This window comes from Arthrobacter sp. HS15c (genome assembly GCF_040812005.1).
Lineage (GTDB): Bacteria > Actinomycetota > Actinomycetes > Actinomycetales > Micrococcaceae > Arthrobacter.
In genome coordinates this window covers 15,118-31,754 of record NZ_JBFOHM010000013.1, presented here as the reverse complement: position 1 = coordinate 31,754, position 16,637 = coordinate 15,118, and the positions used below count along the sequence as shown (strand labels likewise).

Annotated in this window: 14 protein-coding genes; 11 read left to right on the top strand and 3 right to left on the bottom strand. The window is 65.7% G+C overall.

Annotation, left to right across the window (positions count from 1 at the left end; all coding sequences use genetic code 11):
* The first annotated feature begins 68 nt into the window (after window positions 1-68).
* The 3 genes from hrcA (at window position 69) to ABV518_RS20075 (ending at window position 3,076) form a co-directional block, all read left to right on the top strand.
* On the top strand, window positions 69-1,082 hold the full coding sequence (gene hrcA / locus ABV518_RS20085; RefSeq protein WP_367770702.1) for a heat-inducible transcriptional repressor HrcA: 1,014 nt from the start codon (window positions 69-71) through the stop codon (window positions 1,080-1,082).
* Between the two features lie 81 nt (window positions 1,083-1,163).
* Window positions 1,164-2,291, top strand: a complete 1,128-nt coding sequence (dnaJ, locus tag ABV518_RS20080) for a molecular chaperone DnaJ (protein WP_131133055.1) — start codon at window positions 1,164-1,166, stop codon at window positions 2,289-2,291.
* Window positions 2,292-2,293: 2 nt separating this feature from the next.
* Window positions 2,294-3,076, top strand: a complete 783-nt coding sequence (locus tag ABV518_RS20075; protein WP_367770699.1) for a 16S rRNA (uracil(1498)-N(3))-methyltransferase — start codon at window positions 2,294-2,296, stop codon at window positions 3,074-3,076.
* Between the two features lie 11 nt (window positions 3,077-3,087).
* On the opposite strand, the gene ABV518_RS20070 is transcribed toward ABV518_RS20075, so the two are convergent.
* On the bottom strand, window positions 3,088-4,008 hold the full coding sequence (locus tag ABV518_RS20070) for a GerMN domain-containing protein (RefSeq protein ID WP_367771074.1): 921 nt from the start codon (window positions 4,006-4,008) through the stop codon (window positions 3,088-3,090).
* Between the two features lie 412 nt (window positions 4,009-4,420).
* On the opposite strand from ABV518_RS20070, the gene ABV518_RS20065 reads away from it, so the two are divergent.
* The 5 genes from ABV518_RS20065 (at window position 4,421) to ABV518_RS20045 (ending at window position 9,939) form a co-directional block, all read left to right on the top strand.
* Window positions 4,421-5,506, top strand: coding sequence for a PhoH family protein (locus tag ABV518_RS20065; protein WP_310163803.1), 1,086 nt, complete (start codon window positions 4,421-4,423; stop codon window positions 5,504-5,506).
* Complete coding sequence (ybeY, locus tag ABV518_RS20060) at window positions 5,503-5,976, top strand: rRNA maturation RNase YbeY (protein ID WP_310163806.1); 474 nt, start codon at window positions 5,503-5,505, stop codon at window positions 5,974-5,976. The genes ABV518_RS20065 and ybeY overlap by 4 nt, the downstream gene beginning before the upstream one ends.
* Window positions 5,973-7,304 carry a hemolysin family protein gene (locus ABV518_RS20055; RefSeq protein WP_367770694.1) on the top strand — a complete coding sequence of 444 codons (1,332 nt, stop codon included), beginning with the start codon at window positions 5,973-5,975 and terminating at the stop codon, window positions 7,302-7,304. The genes ybeY and ABV518_RS20055 overlap by 4 nt, the downstream gene beginning before the upstream one ends.
* Window positions 7,288-8,262 (top strand): GTPase Era, encoded by a 975-nt coding sequence (gene era, locus ABV518_RS20050; RefSeq protein WP_367770691.1) that lies wholly within the window; start codon window positions 7,288-7,290, stop codon window positions 8,260-8,262. Before ABV518_RS20055 ends, era begins: the two co-directional genes overlap by 17 nt.
* Window positions 8,263-8,484: 222 nt before the next feature.
* Complete coding sequence (locus ABV518_RS20045; RefSeq protein ID WP_367771072.1) at window positions 8,485-9,939, top strand: LCP family protein; 1,455 nt, start codon at window positions 8,485-8,487, stop codon at window positions 9,937-9,939.
* A gap of 70 nt (window positions 9,940-10,009) precedes the next feature.
* Here ABV518_RS20045 and ABV518_RS20040 read toward each other — a convergent pair whose 3' ends face one another.
* Window positions 10,010-11,962 carry a M13 family metallopeptidase gene (locus ABV518_RS20040; protein WP_367770687.1) on the bottom strand — a complete coding sequence of 651 codons (1,953 nt, stop codon included), beginning with the start codon at window positions 11,960-11,962 and terminating at the stop codon, window positions 10,010-10,012.
* Window positions 11,963-12,215: 253 nt separating this feature from the next.
* Here ABV518_RS20040 and leuA point away from each other — a divergent pair, with 253 nt between their 5' ends.
* The 3 genes from leuA to ABV518_RS20025 all read left to right on the top strand — a co-directional run bounded on the left by leuA (window position 12,216) and on the right by ABV518_RS20025 (window position 15,624).
* On the top strand, window positions 12,216-13,955 hold the full coding sequence (leuA, locus tag ABV518_RS20035) for a 2-isopropylmalate synthase (protein ID WP_367770684.1): 1,740 nt from the start codon (window positions 12,216-12,218) through the stop codon (window positions 13,953-13,955).
* An 89-nt stretch (window positions 13,956-14,044) separates the two neighbouring features.
* Window positions 14,045-14,797: a DNA repair protein RecO gene (recO, locus tag ABV518_RS20030; RefSeq protein ID WP_367770681.1), complete on the top strand. Its 753-nt coding sequence runs from the start codon at window positions 14,045-14,047 to the stop codon at window positions 14,795-14,797.
* A gap of 2 nt (window positions 14,798-14,799) precedes the next feature.
* Window positions 14,800-15,624, top strand: a complete 825-nt coding sequence (locus ABV518_RS20025; RefSeq protein WP_367770678.1) for an isoprenyl transferase — start codon at window positions 14,800-14,802, stop codon at window positions 15,622-15,624.
* Here the strand turns inward: ABV518_RS20025 and ABV518_RS20020 are convergent.
* Window positions 15,585-16,577 (bottom strand): alpha/beta hydrolase, encoded by a 993-nt coding sequence (locus ABV518_RS20020; RefSeq protein ID WP_367770675.1) that lies wholly within the window; start codon window positions 16,575-16,577, stop codon window positions 15,585-15,587. The two genes, ABV518_RS20025 and ABV518_RS20020, sit on opposite strands and share 40 nt — an antisense overlap.
* Window positions 16,578-16,637 lie beyond the last annotated feature (60 nt).

Sequence of the window (16,637 nt, the reverse complement as noted above, 5' to 3'; positions counted from 1 at the left end):
GCCCGCGCCGCGGCCGGTGCGCCCGGCGGGGGAAACCCGGCGCCCGTGACCCTGGATGGAGGTGGAGTGTGAGCGAGCCGCGCAAACTTGAAGTACTGCGTGCCATCGTGGAGGACTACGTGCACTCCCGCGAACCGGTGGGGTCCAAGGCGTTGGTTGAACGCCACCATCTGGGCGTGTCCAGCGCCACCATCCGCAACGACATGGCGGCCCTGGAGGACGACGGCCTGATTACAGCGCCGCATACCAGCGCCGGTCGCATCCCCACGGACAAGGGCTACCGGCTGTTTGTGGACCAAATCTCCGCAGTAAAACCCTTGTCGCAGGCTGAACGCCGCGCCATCCAGACGCTCCTCGAGGGCTCGGACGATCTCGACGACGTCCTGGAGCGGACCGTCCGGCTGCTGTCACAGCTGACCAACCAGGTGGCAGTGGTCCAGTACCCGCACCTGAGCCGCGCCACGATCCGCCACATCGAATTTGTGCTCCTGGCCCCCCGCCAGGTCCTTGTAGTCCTCATCGCCAACACCGGCAAGGTGGAGCAAAAGGTGGTCGACGTCGGCCAGGACCTGGGCGATGAAGCCCTCGCCGGCATCCGGGGCAGGTTCCTCGGCTCGCTCGCCGGAACCCCGCTCAGCCACCTCACCCAGTCGCTGCCCGTGGTGGTTTCGGGGATTGGCCCGGGGCAGCGGCCGGCGGCGCAGGCCCTGGCCCACGGCCTGGAGATCCTCGCCCACAACAGCCGCGAAGACCGCATGGTCATGGCCGGCACCGCCAACCTTGCCAGGTCCAACGTTGACTTCCCGCTCAGCATCGGCCCGGTGCTTGAAGCACTCGAGGAACAGGTGGTCATGCTGCGGCTGCTGAGCGAGATGGCGCAGGATCCCCGCGGCGTGACAGTCAGCATCGGCCGGGAAAACCCCTACGACGGGCTCGCTGAAGCATCGGTGGTCGCCACGGCGTACGGCCCGGACAGCACGGCCAAAATCGGGGTACTGGGCCCCACCCGGATGGATTACCCCACCACCATGGCGGCAGTCAGGGCCGTGGCCCGCTATCTGTCAAGGATTCTGGGCCCCTGACCGCACCTGGCCGGGCCCCAGGCAAGAAAAGCAGTGCAAGCAGTCCGACTGCAGCAGGACAAACAGGAAGAGATACGAACTTTGAGCAGCCACTACGACGTCCTTGGAGTCTCACCGGAAGCCACCGGGGAAGAGATCAAGAAGGCCTACCGCAAGCTGGCCCGCACGCTTCACCCGGACGTCAACCCCGGTGAGGACGCTTCGGACCGCTTCAAGGCCGTAACCCACGCCTACGAGGTGCTCTCCGACCCGCAGAAGCGCAGGGTCTATGACACCACCGGCAACGAAAACGGCACCGACAACGGCTTCGGCGGCGGCGGTTACGCCGGGCAGGGCTTCGCCTTCCAGGACATCTTTGACACCTTTTTCGGCGCCGGAGGATCCGCCGGGCCGGCGTCGCGTGTCCGGCGCGGGCAGGATGCCCTCATCAGCGTCAGGATCGAACTCCGCGATGCCGTCTTCGGGGTCAACAAGAAACTCGAGGTGGACACCGCCGTCGTCTGCCCCACCTGCAACGGCTCCTGCTGCCGGGAAGGAAGCCACCCGGAACGCTGCGACATCTGTGGCGGCAGCGGACAGGTCCAGCGCGCGGTACGGTCCATCCTGGGCCAGGTCATGACGGCCGCCCCGTGCGGAAGCTGCGAAGGCTTCGGCACCGTGATCAAGGACCCCTGCAACGAATGCAGCGGGCAGGGCCGGATCCGCAGCCGCCGGTCGATGACCATCAAGGTGCCCGCCGGCGTTGCCACCGGAACCCGGATCCAGCTGTCCGGCCAGGGCGAGGCAGGCCCGGCAGGCGGCCCGGCGGGTGATCTCTACGTTGAGATCCGGGTTAACAACGACGCCACCTATGTGCGTGACGGCGACGACCTGCACGCCACGCTGAACATTCCCATGACCGCAGCCGCCCTGGGCACGGAAGTGTCCCTGGAGACCTTCGACGGGCTGCAGGAAATCGACGTCAAATCGGGAACCCAGTCAGGGGAGATCATCACTTTGCGTGGCCTGGGCGTGACCCACCTCCGCGGCTACGGCCGCGGCGACCTCAAGGTGCACCTCCAGGTGGAGACGCCGGCCAAGCTGGATTCCGCCCAGGAAGACCTGCTGCGGCAGCTGGCGAAGCTGCGCGGCGAACAGTTCACGGAGGGCAAACTTGCCGCCAGCGGCGGTGTCTTCGCCAAGCTGCGGGACCGGCTCGGTAACCTGTAGCGGTGAGCAATCCGGTTTTCTTCAGCGCCGCGGGGACGCTGGACCACATGGTCCCCGGCGCCCAATTTGTCCTGCAGGGGCCCGAGGCCCGGCACGCCGTGGCGGTCAAACGGCTTGCCCCCGGCGAGTCCGTGGACATCGCGGACGGTGCCGGCAAACGGCTGACCGGTACGGTGGTGGCGGCATCACCGTCCGAACTGACAGTTGAGTGCTCCGCGCTGACGGCGGAAGAAAAACCGGACATCCGGCTGGTCCTGGTGCAGGCGCTGGCCAAGGGCGACCGCGATGAGCTCGCCGTGGAAACCGCCACCGAGCTGGGCATCGACGCCGTCATCCCGTGGCAGTCCGAGCGGTCCATCGTACGGTGGAAAGGCGAGCGGGCAGCGAAGGCACACGCCAAGTGGCAGTCGGTGGCCACGGCTGCCGCCAAGCAGGCCAGACGCGCCTGGATCCCGGAGGTGCGCGCCGCCGTCGAAACCCCTGGACTTGCTGCAGCAGCCGGCGCGGCCGACCTCGCCATCATCCTGCACGAGGACGCCGTCCGGCCGTTCCGGTCTGTTCTGGAGTCCTGGCACGCGACGGCGGACGGCAGCGGGCCCCGCGAAATTCTGCTCATTGTGGGGCCGGAGGGCGGGATCAGTCCGCGTGAAGTGACCAGGCTGTGCAGTGCCGGCGCGGTGACGGCACTCCTTGGGCACCATGTGCTCAGATCCTCCACCGCCGGTCCCGCCGCGGTGGTCCTTGCCAGCGACGTGCTGGGCCGCTGGGCCGCCCCTGCAGGCTGAGAGTGTGGTTGCTAGCGCACGCTGAAGCTGCGCGTATCAACGTTCAGCTCCTGATCGCTGCCTGAGGGGTCCGCCTGTGCGACGCGAAGCTCGTAGTCGCCCGGGGTGAGCGTCAAGGCGAGGGTAAACACGCCGGATTGGGCGGCCTCCGCCGCGGCGGTGGTCTCACCGGTCAGGAAAGGCGTCTTCTCGCCGTTCCCTTCCTCACGCAGGATGCGCCAGCGCAGCTTGCCGCCGGGGAGCGTGTTCCGCCCGGTGATCTTAACGCTGCCATCGGCGACTTCCACGTCTTCCTGCGGATCGATGATCCATACCGGAGCCACCATGCCGGGACTCCGGGACATCAGCTTGCCAAGGCGCACGTGGTTGAACGCAAGGTAGTCGGTGTGCCCGTCCACGAGAACCATCACCTGGATCTGCTGGCCGGAATCGATGAGGCCTGAACTCGCGCCGGCCGCCGTGGCCGTGTACACCAGCTGCTGGATGGCGCGGCCGGCCATGTCGGCGTCGAGGTTGCTGTTGAAGGCGTCCTCGGAGACGTCAACGGTGATGACGTTCTTGCCGGAGATGGACGTGGCCAGCTTCTTGGGGTTCTGCCACGGCGTGAAGAAATCCGGGTCGAGGGGCTTGTCCGACATCATGGCCCGCAGTGCCCTGGTCACCGGGTTTTCCTGTTCGGGCACATCCCTGAACTCGCGGTAGAGGAATACGTTGTTGTTGCTGCGGCCGATCCAATAGACGGGTGCCTTGTTGGATGACTGCGTGGTTTCCAGCGGCGCGCTGGTGGACGGCACCCCTGGCGACGTATTTTCCGCGGCCTGGCTCGAATTCTGCGCCAGCGTGGGCTCCGGCCCGGGATCCGCGATGCAGCCGGTGAGGACAAGGACAGCGGGCAGGAGGCCCAGCAGGGCGGCGGAGCGGATGCGCCCCAGGGCAGGTCCCAAGGCAAGGGGCGTTACTGGTCCCGGCACTGTGATGGCACTGTCCTTCCTGGCTGTGATGATGGAGCCGGTCCCCGGACGGCCTTGATTTCCAGCATCGCACAGGGAAACTGGCCCTGAGGTCCGAACTCCGCCGACCGGTGCAACTGCAACGGGAACGATATGAGGCCGATATGAAGTTGATACCTAATGACGGCAACTTCCCGCCCCTGGGGACCGTTCCGATACCGCCGGAAGGCCGCGCACAGCCGCTGCGAAGCCCTCCACTCAGCCGCCTCTGGCCCCGCGCTGGCGTAAGATGGTATGAACCCGGAGACCTCCGGCGGGCGTGGCAGCACGCCCCGGCGGTCCACGGAATACCGAATTTGAACTGGAGGGGACCACAGGCCTGCGGGCCAGCACCATGACTGAATCAGCGAACGGAAAGCGCCGGCTGAATACTGAGCGCACCGCAGGAGAATTTCCCCACACCCTTCCCGGCATCCGGACGGAGGTGGTCGTTTTTGATAACTCCGATCAGATGGTCCAGTCGCTCGGCAGCCATGATGAGGCCCTCCGTTTCATCGAAGAGCAGTTCCCGGCCGTCAACTTCCATGTGCGCGGCAATGAACTGTCCATCAGCGGACCTGCCGCCGATGTGCCCAGGATCATGCGGCTGCTGCAGGAGGTCCGCGGCCTGGTCGCCCGAGGCACGGTGATCAGCCCCGCCGTTCTGCAGCAACTCGTGGCGCTGCTGCGCAGCCAGTCCCTGCAGAACCCGGTTGATGTCCTGACCCACGACATCCTTTCCAGCCGCGGCAGGACCATCCGGCCCAAAACGCTGAACCAGAAAAACTACGTGGACGCGATCGACGCCAACACGGTGATTTTCGGCATCGGCCCCGCAGGCACCGGCAAGACGTACCTGGCCATGGCCAAGGCGGTCCAGGCGCTTCAGCAGAAGGAAGTCAGCCGCATCATCCTGACCCGGCCTGCTGTGGAAGCCGGCGAGAGGCTTGGGTTCCTGCCTGGCACGCTCAGCGACAAGATCGACCCCTACCTCCGGCCCCTCTACGATGCCCTCCACGACATGATGGACCCGGAATCCATCCCGCGGCTTATGGCCGCCGGCACCATTGAAGTGGCTCCGCTTGCGTATATGCGCGGCCGTACCCTCAACGACGCCTTCATCATTCTCGACGAAGCACAGAACACCACGCCCGAACAGATGAAGATGTTCCTCACCAGGCTCGGCTTTGGCTCGAAAATGGTGGTCACCGGCGACGTCACCCAGGTGGACCTGCCGTTCGGAACCCGCTCCGGGCTGCGGATCGTGGAGGAAATCCTGCGCGGCATCGAGGACATCAACTTCTCGGTCCTGGACGCCACCGACGTCGTGCGGCACCGCCTCGTCGGGGACATCGTCCAGGCCTACAGCGTCTGGGACGACGTCCAGCGGAACAGGGTCAAGCATTCGGTAGGCCGTGAAAAGCAGGGGGAGCGCGCATGAGCATCGAAGTGAACAACGAGTCCGGCGTCCAGGTGGACGAGGCAGAGCTCGTGGCGCTGTCGCGGTATATTTTTGGCCAGCTGTACATCCACCCGCAGGCCGAACTGTCCATTCTCCTGGTGGACGAACCGGCGATGGAGAAGCTCCACATCGAACTGATGGACGAGCCAGGGTCCACGGATGTCCTCTCGGTACCCATGGATGAGCTGACCCCCGGCACACCGGACCGGCCCACCCCGCAGGGAATGCTGGGTGACATTGCTGTCTGCCCGCAGGTGGCCAAAGTGCAGGCGAAAAACGCGGGGCACTCCCTCCAGGACGAGATGCTCCTCCTGACAACGCACGGAATCCTCCACCTTCTCGGCTACGACCACGCGGAGCCCGAAGAAAAGGCTGAGATGTTCGGGCTCCAGCGGGAACTGCTGTCCGGCTTCACCGGCAAAGAAGCACCCGCCGAGACAACGCAGTGACGCCCCTGCTCCTTGTTGGCATGGCCCTGGCGTTCCTCAGCATTGCCGCCGTCCTGACCGCGGCGGAGGCCGCCTTCAATTTTCTTCCGCGGCACGACGCCGAAGAGGCTCTCCTCAGGAGCCGCGGGAACGCCATGAGGAGCATCATGGCGCACCCGGTGGCCCATATCCGCGCGCTGAGGTTCTGGCGGATCTGGTTTGAGATGGCATCCGCGGTGGCAGTTGCCGTCCTGCTGCACAGCCTGCTGGACAACGTTTGGCTCGCCGGGCTGGCAGCCACCGGGATCATGGCCCTGCTCGGATTCGTTATTGTCGGTGTCTCGCCACGGCAACTCGGCCGGCTCCACTCGGCAGCGGTGGTGAGGTTCACGGCGCCCCTCATCCGCTTCCTCACCTGGGTCCTGGGCCCCATCCCTGCGTGGCTGGTGGCCCTGGGCAGTGCCGCCGCGCCGGGTGCGCCCGGAGGCGATGAGGCATTCTTCAGCGAACAGGAATTCCGCGAACTTGTGGACCGGGCCAGCGAATCGGACATGATCGAGGACACCGAAGCTGAGATGATCCAGTCCGTCTTCGACTTCGGCGACACTTTGGTGCGGGCCGTCATGGTGCCCCGGACAGACATCCTCAGCATCGACGCCGGATCCAGCCTCAGGCGTGCCATGTCCTTGTTCCTGCGGTCCGGCTATTCCCGGATTCCGGTAATACAGGACAACACGGACCAGATCCTGGGCATCGTCTACCTGAAGGACGTTGCGGCCACGCTCCACGAACTGGGCCCCAACGAGGAGCCGCCGCTCGTCGAATCACTGGCCCGTGAGGTGCGCTACGTTCCGGAATCCAAGCCGGTCAGCGACCTCCTCCGGGAGCTCCAGAAGGAATCAACGCACGTAGCCATCGTTATTGATGAATACGGCGGCACGGCCGGCCTGGTCACACTGGAGGATCTCATCGAGGAGATCGTCGGGGAGATCGTGGACGAATACGACACGGAAAGCGCCGAGGCCGTAGCGCTGGACGACGGCTCCTACCGGGTCAGTTCCCGTATGAGCATTGATGACCTTGGCGAGCTTTTTGACATCGAACTCGACGACGACGAAGTGGACACCGTGGGAGGGCTGCTGGCAAAGGCCCTTGGCCGGGTACCGATTGTCGGGAGCACCGTGGAGGTGGGCGGCATTGCGCTGCGCGCCGAACGCCTCGAAGGCCGCCGCAACCGTGTCAGCCACATCGTTGCGGCAGCCGTACCAAAAGTAGACACTGACCTTGAAGACCTCCTCGACGAGGCGGAAACAACCCAGCAGGGAGTTCCACGTGAGCAAGAAAAATAACCACCCAGGCAAGAAGGATGCCGCCAAGGAAGACTTCGGCGGCTTCCGTGCCGGCTTTGCCGTACTGGTGGGTCGGCCCAACGCCGGCAAGTCCACCCTGACCAACGCCCTGGTGGGCCAGAAAGTGGCCATCACCTCGGCCAAGCCGCAGACCACCCGCCACACTATCCGCGGGATCGTCCACCGGGACGACGCCCAGCTGATCCTGGTGGACACTCCCGGTCTGCACCGCCCCCGCACGCTGCTGGGAAAACGCCTCAACGACCTCGTCGCTGACACCCTCGCCGAGGTTGACGCCATCGGCTTCTGCCTGCCGGCCAACGAGAAAATCGGCCCGGGTGACAAATTTATTGCTGCCCAGCTCGCCGCCATCGGCAACAAGCCGGTCATCGCGATCGTCACGAAGTCCGACACGGTGGACCAGCAAGGCCTCACCGAGCAGCTCCTCGCCGTCGACGCCCTCGGCCGGGAGGTCCTCGGTGAGGACGGCTGGAAGGACATCGTCCCGGTGTCCGCCACTGACGGCTTCCAGGTGGGCATCGTCGCCGATGTCCTGATCAGCCACATGCCGGCGTCCCCGCCCCTCTACCCGGACGGGCACCTGACGGACGAGCCCGAAGCCGTCATGATCGCCGAACTCATCCGGGAAGCTGCCCTGGAAGGTGTGCGCGACGAACTGCCGCACTCCCTGGCCGTTGTCGTGGACGAAATCGTGCCCCGTGAGGGCCGCCCCGAGGACCGGCCGTTCCTGGATGTCCGGGTAAACCTCTATGTGGAGCGGCCGTCCCAGAAGGCCATCATCATTGGCAAGGGCGGGGCCAGGCTCCGCGAGGTGGGCACCAACGCGCGCAAGGGGATCGAGGCGCTGCTCGGCGCCCGTATTTACCTGGACCTTCACGTGAAGGTGGCCAAGGACTGGCAACGGGACCCCAAACAGCTGGTCAAGCTAGGCTTCTGAGAACATCCCAGCGGGTGCCCCGGGCCGGGGCACCCGGCTTTTTCCCAGCCTGGACTACTAAAATGGGCCGGATTCAGATTTTAGAGGAAGGTACACCCTGTGGTTCGAGGCCGCGACGAGCGCGAGTACGGAGCTGACCTGTCAGCCGGATCAGGACCAGTTTCCCGCCACGCGAAAGACGCCGGGGTTGGTGCAGCCCGCCACCTGGGGTCGCAGCGCCGGATGCCGGTGTGGCTGAAGGTGGCCACGGCACTCGTCACCGTTGTGGTGGTGGGCGGCCTTGCCTTCGCCGGGTACTGGTACTTCCGGCTCCAGTCCAACATCTCCAAAGCGCCGCTGACCGCAGGGGATGGCAACTCCAACCCTGTGAGCGACGCCAACGACCGGATGCAGATTCTCATCCTGGGCTCGGACACCAGGGACGGCAAGAACTCCGAGTACGGCGCGGCTGATCTCTCCAGCGGCTACGGGCAGTCCGACGTGATGATGCTGATGGACATTTCAGCCGACAACAAGCGCGTCAACGTCATCAGCTTCCCCCGGGACCTGCTGGTGGATATTCCCCAGTGCAAGGACCAGAAAACAAACCAGGTCTACCCCGCCCGCAGCGGCGTCATGATCAACGAGGCGATGGCCCAGGCCGGCATCGGGTGCGCGGTGGACACCGTCAACAAACTCACCGGCCTCGAAGTGGACCACTTCATGATGGCCGATTTCAACGCCGTCAAGGAGCTGTCCAACACCGTCGGCGGTGTTGATGTGTGCATCAGCGACGCCGTCTACGATCCTGACTCCCGCCTCCGCCTTCCGAAGGGAACGTCCGCCGTGCAGGGCGAGATGGCCCTTGCCTTCCTGCGGACCCGGCACGCCTTCGCAGACGGCGGCGACCTGGGGCGAATCAAGGCCCAGCAGGGCTTCCTCTCCTCCCTGACCCGCAAGATCAAGGACGAAGGCACCCTGTCCGATCCCGGCAAGATGCTCCGGATCGCTGACACCGTTACGCAGAACCTCACCGTGGACGAAGGGCTGGCCTCGGTGCCGTCCCTGCTCACCATCGGCAACCGGCTCAAGGACATCGACATCAGCAAGGTTGCCTTCGTAGCCGTTCCCACCACTCCCGCCGTGCAGGATCCGAACCGGCTGGAAATCGCCGAACCCGCGGGCGCCCAGCTGTTTTCGGCGCTCCGCAAGGACGTAGACCTCACCGACCCCACGGCGCCCACCACGCCGTCGCCCTCTGATACGGCAACCCCTGCCCCCACCGCGACGCCGACCGAAACTGTTCCGCCCGCACCTCTCTACGACAAGGCACTCCAGCCGGTGACCGTGGCGAACGGCACGGGCGTTCCCGGGCGGGCGCAGGAGATCATCCAGGCGCTGGTGTCCGGGGGCTTCACCCAGACCGGCCGGCTGGAAGCCCAGCCCGTGGCCCAGTCCGTGGTCTACTACGGATCCGAGTTCGCGGATGTGGCCGCGGACGTGGCCGCACTCCTCGGAATTCCTGCGGCACAGATCCTGCCCGCCCCGGCGGTGGGCGGCGTCCAGGTTTACCTCGGCACCGACTTCACCAGCGGCGCCACGTACGGAGCCGCTGCCCTCCCTGGGGACATCGTGAACCAGACTGCGGGTGACGCCGTCTGCCAACAGGCGAACCCGGAGCTCATCGTCGCGGGCTGAACGGGAAGACCGCTTTCAGGCGATAGGGCGGGCCGGCACGTTCGTGCCGGTCCGCCCTTTCGCCCAGGGTTTACCAGATGCTGACGCGGTCCTCGGGCGGCATCCACATACCGTCCTGTTCGGTCACGCCGAACGCTTCGTGGAAGGCATCCAGGTTTTTGGCGATCGCATTGGTCCGGAACTCGTTGGGGGAGTGCGGATCCGTGGCCAGCCTCCGGATGGCTTCCTCCGACCTGATGACCTGCCGCCAGCCGGCCGCCCAGGATGCGAAGAAGCGCTGCTGCCCGGTCAGCCCGTCAAGGACTTCCGGTTCCTTGCCGTCCAAGCTGATCAGGTAGGCCTTGTAGCCGATGGTCAGGCCGCCAAGGTCGCCGATGTTTTCGCCGAGTGTCAGGCGGCCGTTGACGTTGTGGTCGGGCGCCGCATAGGGGGACAGTGCGTCGTACTGTGCTACGAGCTTGGCGGTCAGTTCCTCGAATGCTTTCCGGTCCTCTTCGGTCCACCAGTTCCGGAGTGCGCCGCCGCCGTCGAACTGGGACCCCTGGTCGTCAAAACCGTGGCCGATCTCGTGGCCGATGACGGCTCCGATGCCACCGTAATTGACCGCGTCGTCCGCGTCGGCGGTAAAGAACGGCGGCTGCAGGATGGCTGCCGGGAAAACGATCTCATTCAGCATGGGGTGGTAGTAGGCGTTGACCGTCTGCGGGGTCATGAGCCACTTGTTGAGGTCCACGGGCTTGCCGACCTCGTCGAGGTGGCGGTCAACGTCGGCATTGTGCGCCCGCTCAACATTCCCCAGGAGGTCCTTGGGGTCGATTTCCACGGCGGAGTAGTCAATCCATTTGTCCGGGTAGCCGATCTTGGCCCTGAACGCGGCCAGTTTCCGCAGGGCTTCGGCCTTGGTGTCCTCGCCCATCCAGTCAAGGCCGGTGATGCTCTGGCGATACGCCTCGATGAGGTTGGACACCAGGGTCTGCATGCGTGCCTTGTGCGTTTCGGGGAAGTGGCGGGAGACGTAGATCTGTCCGACGGCTTCACCGAGGGCTGCTTCGACGACGCCGACTCCCCGCTTCCAGCGGTCCTTGTTCCGCGGTGTGCCGCTGATGGTGGTTCCGTAGAACGCGAAATTTGCGTCCACGAACGCCTGGGACAGGTACGGCGCGGCGGCGCCGATAACCCGCATGGCAAGCCATTCCTGCCATGTGCCGAGGGGCTCCGATTCGAGGAGCCCGCTGGCGCCGCTGAAGAAGTCCGGCGTGCTGACCACAATTTCCTGCCGCTTCCCGACGTCGATGCCTGCGGCGTCGAACCATGTTCCGAACAGGGGGAACAGTGCGGCTGCTTCGTCGGCGGTCCTGAGATTGTAGGTTTTTTGCGGGTCCCGCAGGGTGACGTTGTCCCAATGGTGTGAGGCCAGCCGGGTTTCCAGGCCCACCACCCGGGCCGACGCTTCCTCGGGATTCCCGACGCCGGCGAGGGTAAACATGGCGCGCACGTGGTCCCTGTACGCCGTGACCATCGGAGCGAACTTCTCCTCGCGGTAGTACGACTCATCCGGCAGCCCGAGGCCGCCCTGGCCGGTGTACAGCAGGATCCGGTCCGGGTTCCCGGCGTCGGGGGCGGGATAGATGTAGAAGAGTCCCGAGACATCGGCACGGAAGAGCCGTCCGGCCAGGGCCACGAGCTCCGCAGCGGTGCTGGTGGCGAACACCTCGGCCAGCCTGCCGCGGATGGGGTCCATGCCCCTGGCCTCCACAGTGGCCTCGTCCATGAAGCTGTTGTAGAGGTCGCCCACCTTCCGTTCGATGCCGCTGGCTGTTTCGCCCTTGCCGGCAGCCTCCTCGATGATGTCGCGGACTGCGATTTCCGCTCCGTCCCGCAGCGCGGTGAAAGTTCCCTCGAGCGGGCGGTCATCCGGAATTTCGGTGGCCTTGAGCCAGGACCCGTTCACGTGCTGGTACAGGTCATCCTGCGGCCGGACGCTGTGGTCAATATTGGACAGATCGATCCCCGAGATGGGCACGTAAGCTCCTTCGTGTGACGGTCCGCTCCGGTGCCGACACCGGCGCGGGGTCTGCATGCTGGACGACAAGGACGGTGGTGCCCTCTCATCTTACGCACGCGTGCTACCCTCAAATGGTGCGCGCAGAGCTCCTCCTTCTTAGCTGCCGCGGCGAGGCCTCAGACGCGATCTAGCGCAAGGCCCACCCTCGTCGCGGAGTCTGTGTTGCCCGGCCACCTTTCAGATAAGAACCACAGAAAAGGCCCCGATAGTAATGCGAAACGCACAGAAGCCCTCAGGAATGCCCGCCCACCGGTACCGCCCGTTCCACGAGCAGATCACCGTGGAGTTGCCGGACCGCACCTGGCCGGACAAGATCATCACCAAGGCCCCGCGCTGGTGCGCCGTTGACCTGCGCGACGGCAACCAGGCCCTGATTGATCCGATGAGCCCCGCCCGCAAAATGAAGATGTTCGACCTGCTGGTCCGCATGGGCTACAAGGAGATCGAGGTCGGGTTCCCCTCTGCTTCCCAGACCGACTTCGACTTCGTCCGACAGCTGATCGAGGGCAACCACATCCCGGACGATGTCACCATCCAGGTGCTGACGCAAGCCCGTGAACACCTGATCGAGCGGACCTACGAGTCCCTGGTCGGCGCCAGGCAGGCCATCGTCCACCTGTACAACTCCACGTCCGTCCTGCAGCGCCGCGTGGTGTTCAACCAGGACGAAGACGGAATCCTGGACATCGCACTCCAGGGCGCCCGGCTGTGCAAGAAGTACGAGGAAACCCTCGTGGACACGCTGGTCACGTACGAATACTCCCCGGAGTCCTTCACCGGAACCGAACTGGAGTACGCGGTCCGGGTGTGCAACGCCGTCGCCGACGTCTTCGAAGCCTCCGCGGACAGCCAGGTCATCATCAACCTGCCGGCCACGGTGGAAATGGCCACCCCGAACGTCTATGCAGATTCCATCGAGTGGATGAGCAGGAACCTGCACCCCCGCGAGGGCATCATCCTGTCCCTGCACCCGCACAACGACCGCGGCACCGGTGTCGCGGCGGCCGAGCTGGGGTACATGGCCGGCGCTGACAGGATCGAAGGCTGCCTCTTCGGCAACGGCGAGCGGACCGGAAACGTTGACCTGGTGACCCTGGGCCTGAACCTCTTTGTCCAGGGCATCGACCCCATGATCGACTTCTCCGATATCGACGACGTCCGCCGCACGGTTGAATACTGCAACCAGCTGCCCGTGGCCGAACGTTCCCCCTACGGCGGGGACCTGGTCTTCACCGCGTTCTCCGGCTCGCACCAGGACGCCATCAAGAAGGGCTTCGAGGCGCTGGAGCGTGACGCCGCCGCTGCCGGCAAGGACGTCGCCGACTTCACCTGGCAGGTCCCGTACCTGCCCGTTGATCCCAAGGATTTGGGCCGCAGCTACGAGGCCGTCATCAGGGTCAACTCCCAGTCCGGCAAGGGCGGGGTGGCCTACCTGCTCAAGAACGAGCACAGCCTGGACCTGCCGCGCCGCGCCCAGATCGAATTCTCCGGTGTGATCCAGAAGCGCACCGACACCGTGGGCGGCGAGGTCAGCGGCTCGCAGCTGTGGCAGGTTTTCCAGGACGAGTACCTGCCCGCGACCGAGTCCGAAGGTCAGTGGGGCCGCTATTCCCTGGGTACCGTCCGCACCGAAACCGACGAGAACGGCGGCATGACGCTGCACGCATCCCTCGGCATCGACGGCAGCCAGGTCAGCCGGACAGGAACCGGCAACGGACCGATCGCGGCCCTGCTGGACATCCTCGGCCAGGACGGCGTGGATGTCAGGGTTCTGGACTACAGCGAGCACGCCCTCTCCGAAGGCGGCAACGCCATGGCCGCAGCCTACGTCGAATGCGCAGTCGGGGAGCGCGTGCTGTGGGGCGTCGGGATCGATGCCAACACCAGCATGTCCTCGCTGAAGGCAGTCATCTCCGCCGTCAACCGCGCCATCAGGGATGCCCGCGCCTGACCCGGACGCGTTGCGCGCCGGCACCCCCGGCGCGCAACGCCTGCCCGTCCCAATGGGCGGCATTCCGCCAGACAATGGGAAGATTAAGCGTGGTCCAACAATCCTTCGCTGCCCGGTCCTACCGGGATGACGCCGTGGTGCTCCGCACGCATAAGCTTGGCGAGGCGGACCGCATCATCACCCTGCTGACCAAGCACCACGGGCAGGTCCGGGCCGTGGCCAAGGGCGTGCGCCGGACCAGCAGCCGTTTCGGCGCGAGGCTCGAACCGTTCATGGTGGCCGATCTCCAGCTCGTGTCAGGCCGGACCCTGGACATCGTCACCCAGGCGGTCGCCAAGGGGGCGTACGGCGGAAACATCGCTGCCGACTACGGCCGCTACACCGTGGCCGCAGCCATGACTGAAACCGCGGAAAAACTCACCGATGTCGACGGCGAAGCCGGGACCGCCCAGTACAACCTTCTGGTTGGCGCCCTGGCGTCGCTGAGCCGGGATGAGCATTCCGCCGGCCTGATCCTCGATTCCTACCTGCTGAGGGCGCTGGCCACCGGCGGCTGGGCGCCCAGCTTCACGGATTGTGCCCGCTGCAGCAGGCCCGGACCGCACACGGCATTCTCGGCACCCCTGGGCGGGATGGTCTGCAACGACTGCCGCCCGCCGGGGTCTCCCGCCCCGGCAGCGGAAACAGTTGTCCTGCTCAGTGCCCTGCTGACAGGGGACTGGCCGACGGCGGATGGATCGTTGCCGCTCCATCGCCGGGAAGCTGCCGGACTGGTGGCTGCCTACCTGCAATGGCACCTGGAACGTGTCGTGAAATCACTCAAACATGTGGAGCGTACCTGACTGTGGCCCTGGGAAAAAAGAACAGCCCGTCCCGAAAGCGGACCACCCCGGTGGTGGCGCCGTATCCGCACCCGTCCGGTGCCGTGGCGCCCTCCATTCCCGCCGAATTCATTCCCCGGCATGTTGCCATCGTGATGGACGGCAACGGCCGGTGGGCCAACCAGCGGGGACTGCCCAGGATTGAGGGGCACAAGGCCGGCGAGCCGGCGCTGCTGGACGTCATGGCCGGTGCCATCGAACTGGGCATCGAGTACGTCAGCGTTTACGCATTCTCGACCGAGAACTGGCGCCGCTCACCTGAGGAGGTCCGGTTCCTGATGGGATTTAACAAGGACGTGCTACGTCGGCAGCGGAACCAGTTGGACGCCTGGGGTGTGCGGGTCCGCTGGTCGGGGCGCCGGCCCAAGCTCTGGGGCTCGGTCATCCGCGAACTGGAGGAAGCCGAGGAATACACGGCGGGCAACAGCACCTGCACGTTGAACATGTGTGTTAACTACGGCGGCCGCGCCGAGATCACGGACGCCGTCTCCGCGATCGCCGCTGAGGTGGCCGCCGGCCGGCTCAGGCCAGGGGCCATCACGGAGAAGACCATCCAGAAGTACCTGGACGAGCCGGATCTGCCGGACGTGGACCTGTTCCTGCGGAGTTCGGGGGAGCAGCGGCTGTCCAACTTCCTGCTGTGGCAGTCGGCCTACGCGGAGTTTGTCTTTATGGACACCCTGTGGCCGGACGTTGACCGGCGGACCCTGTGGGACGCCGTCGAAATCTACGCCCAGCGGGACCGGCGTTACGGCGGCGCGGTTGATGCGGCGTCGCCTTCGGCGTAGCCGCGCAACCAGCGGGCCAGGCGTGCGTAGGCATCAGCACGTACCTTGGGCGGTGAAAGGAAGACATCGTGAAGTGCTCCGTCGATACGCTCCACCGTCACGGTGCGCCCCAGCGTCAAGGCACGGAGGGCAATGATGTTCACGTCGAGCACGGCGTCCGTCCGCCGCATCTCCTCCGTCCAGAAAGGCCCGTTCGCGCTCCCCTGGGAGAGTAGGACGAGGATGGGGATGTCGATTCCCAGTCCACGCGCCACCTTCGCATGGCCGGCCAGGATGGCGCTCAGCCAGCCGGCACGCAGCGGGAAGGCCATGGGCGGCCGGTAGCGGTCGTCCAGGGCCCACTCGCCTTCAGCCGAACTGCTGATGGTGCGCCAGTAGAAGCCCCGCTCCGGCAACCGCAGGATGGCCTCGGGCCGGAACCGCGCCACCGGCGCCACCATGGTTGACGCGGCCCGACGCACCAGGGAATTGCCGTGCATTTCCAGCCAGGGGCTGTTCAGGATCAGCTGCGAGGCCGCTCCCGGGTGGTTGGCCACCCACAGCGCTGCGACCAGGCCGCCGGTGGAGTGCCCCATCAGCGTGAGTTCCGGCTGCGGCCCGCCGCTGCCGATGACTCCGATGGCCTTGCTGATCTCGGCGTCGTAGTCCGCCAGGTCCCCGACGTAGCCGCCGGGCGCGTCCGGGCGAAGGCTTCGGCCGTGGTTGTGCATGTCTAGGGCATGGAACTCGTAGCCGCGGTCGGCCCAGAACCGGGCGAGGTCCACGTTGAAGAAGTAGTCACTCCATCCGTGCAGGAAGAGCAGAGCACGACGGCGGCCCGAATCCTTGGTAGCCGGACCAGTGGCCGGGCTGTACCTGACGAGGGTCGCGGTCCGCGCCACGCCGTCATCACCGGCCGCCTCGAAGCTGCAGGCTTCGAAGCCGTCACCGAGGATGTCGGGGTGCCAGTCCATGAATGTATGCTAGTCCGCGTTCCTACCCATGAGTAGACTCATCTCCGGCCGGTGGAACTG

Excerpts from the sequence above, each read along its gene's own strand:
- ABV518_RS20045 (WP_367771072.1), top strand. The coding sequence starts at position 8,485 with ATGCCGGTGTGGCTGAAGGTGGCCACGGCACTCGTCACCGTTGTGGTG.
- ABV518_RS20020 (WP_367770675.1), bottom strand. The coding sequence starts at position 16,577 with ATGGACTGGCACCCCGACATCCTCGGTGACGGCTTCGAAGCCTGCAGC.
- ybeY (WP_310163806.1), top strand. The coding sequence starts at position 5,503 with ATGAGCATCGAAGTGAACAACGAGTCCGGCGTCCAGGTGGACGAGGCA.
- ABV518_RS20065 (WP_310163803.1), top strand. The coding sequence starts at position 4,421 with ATGACTGAATCAGCGAACGGAAAGCGCCGGCTGAATACTGAGCGCACC.
- leuA (WP_367770684.1), top strand. The coding sequence starts at position 12,216 with ATGCGAAACGCACAGAAGCCCTCAGGAATGCCCGCCCACCGGTACCGC.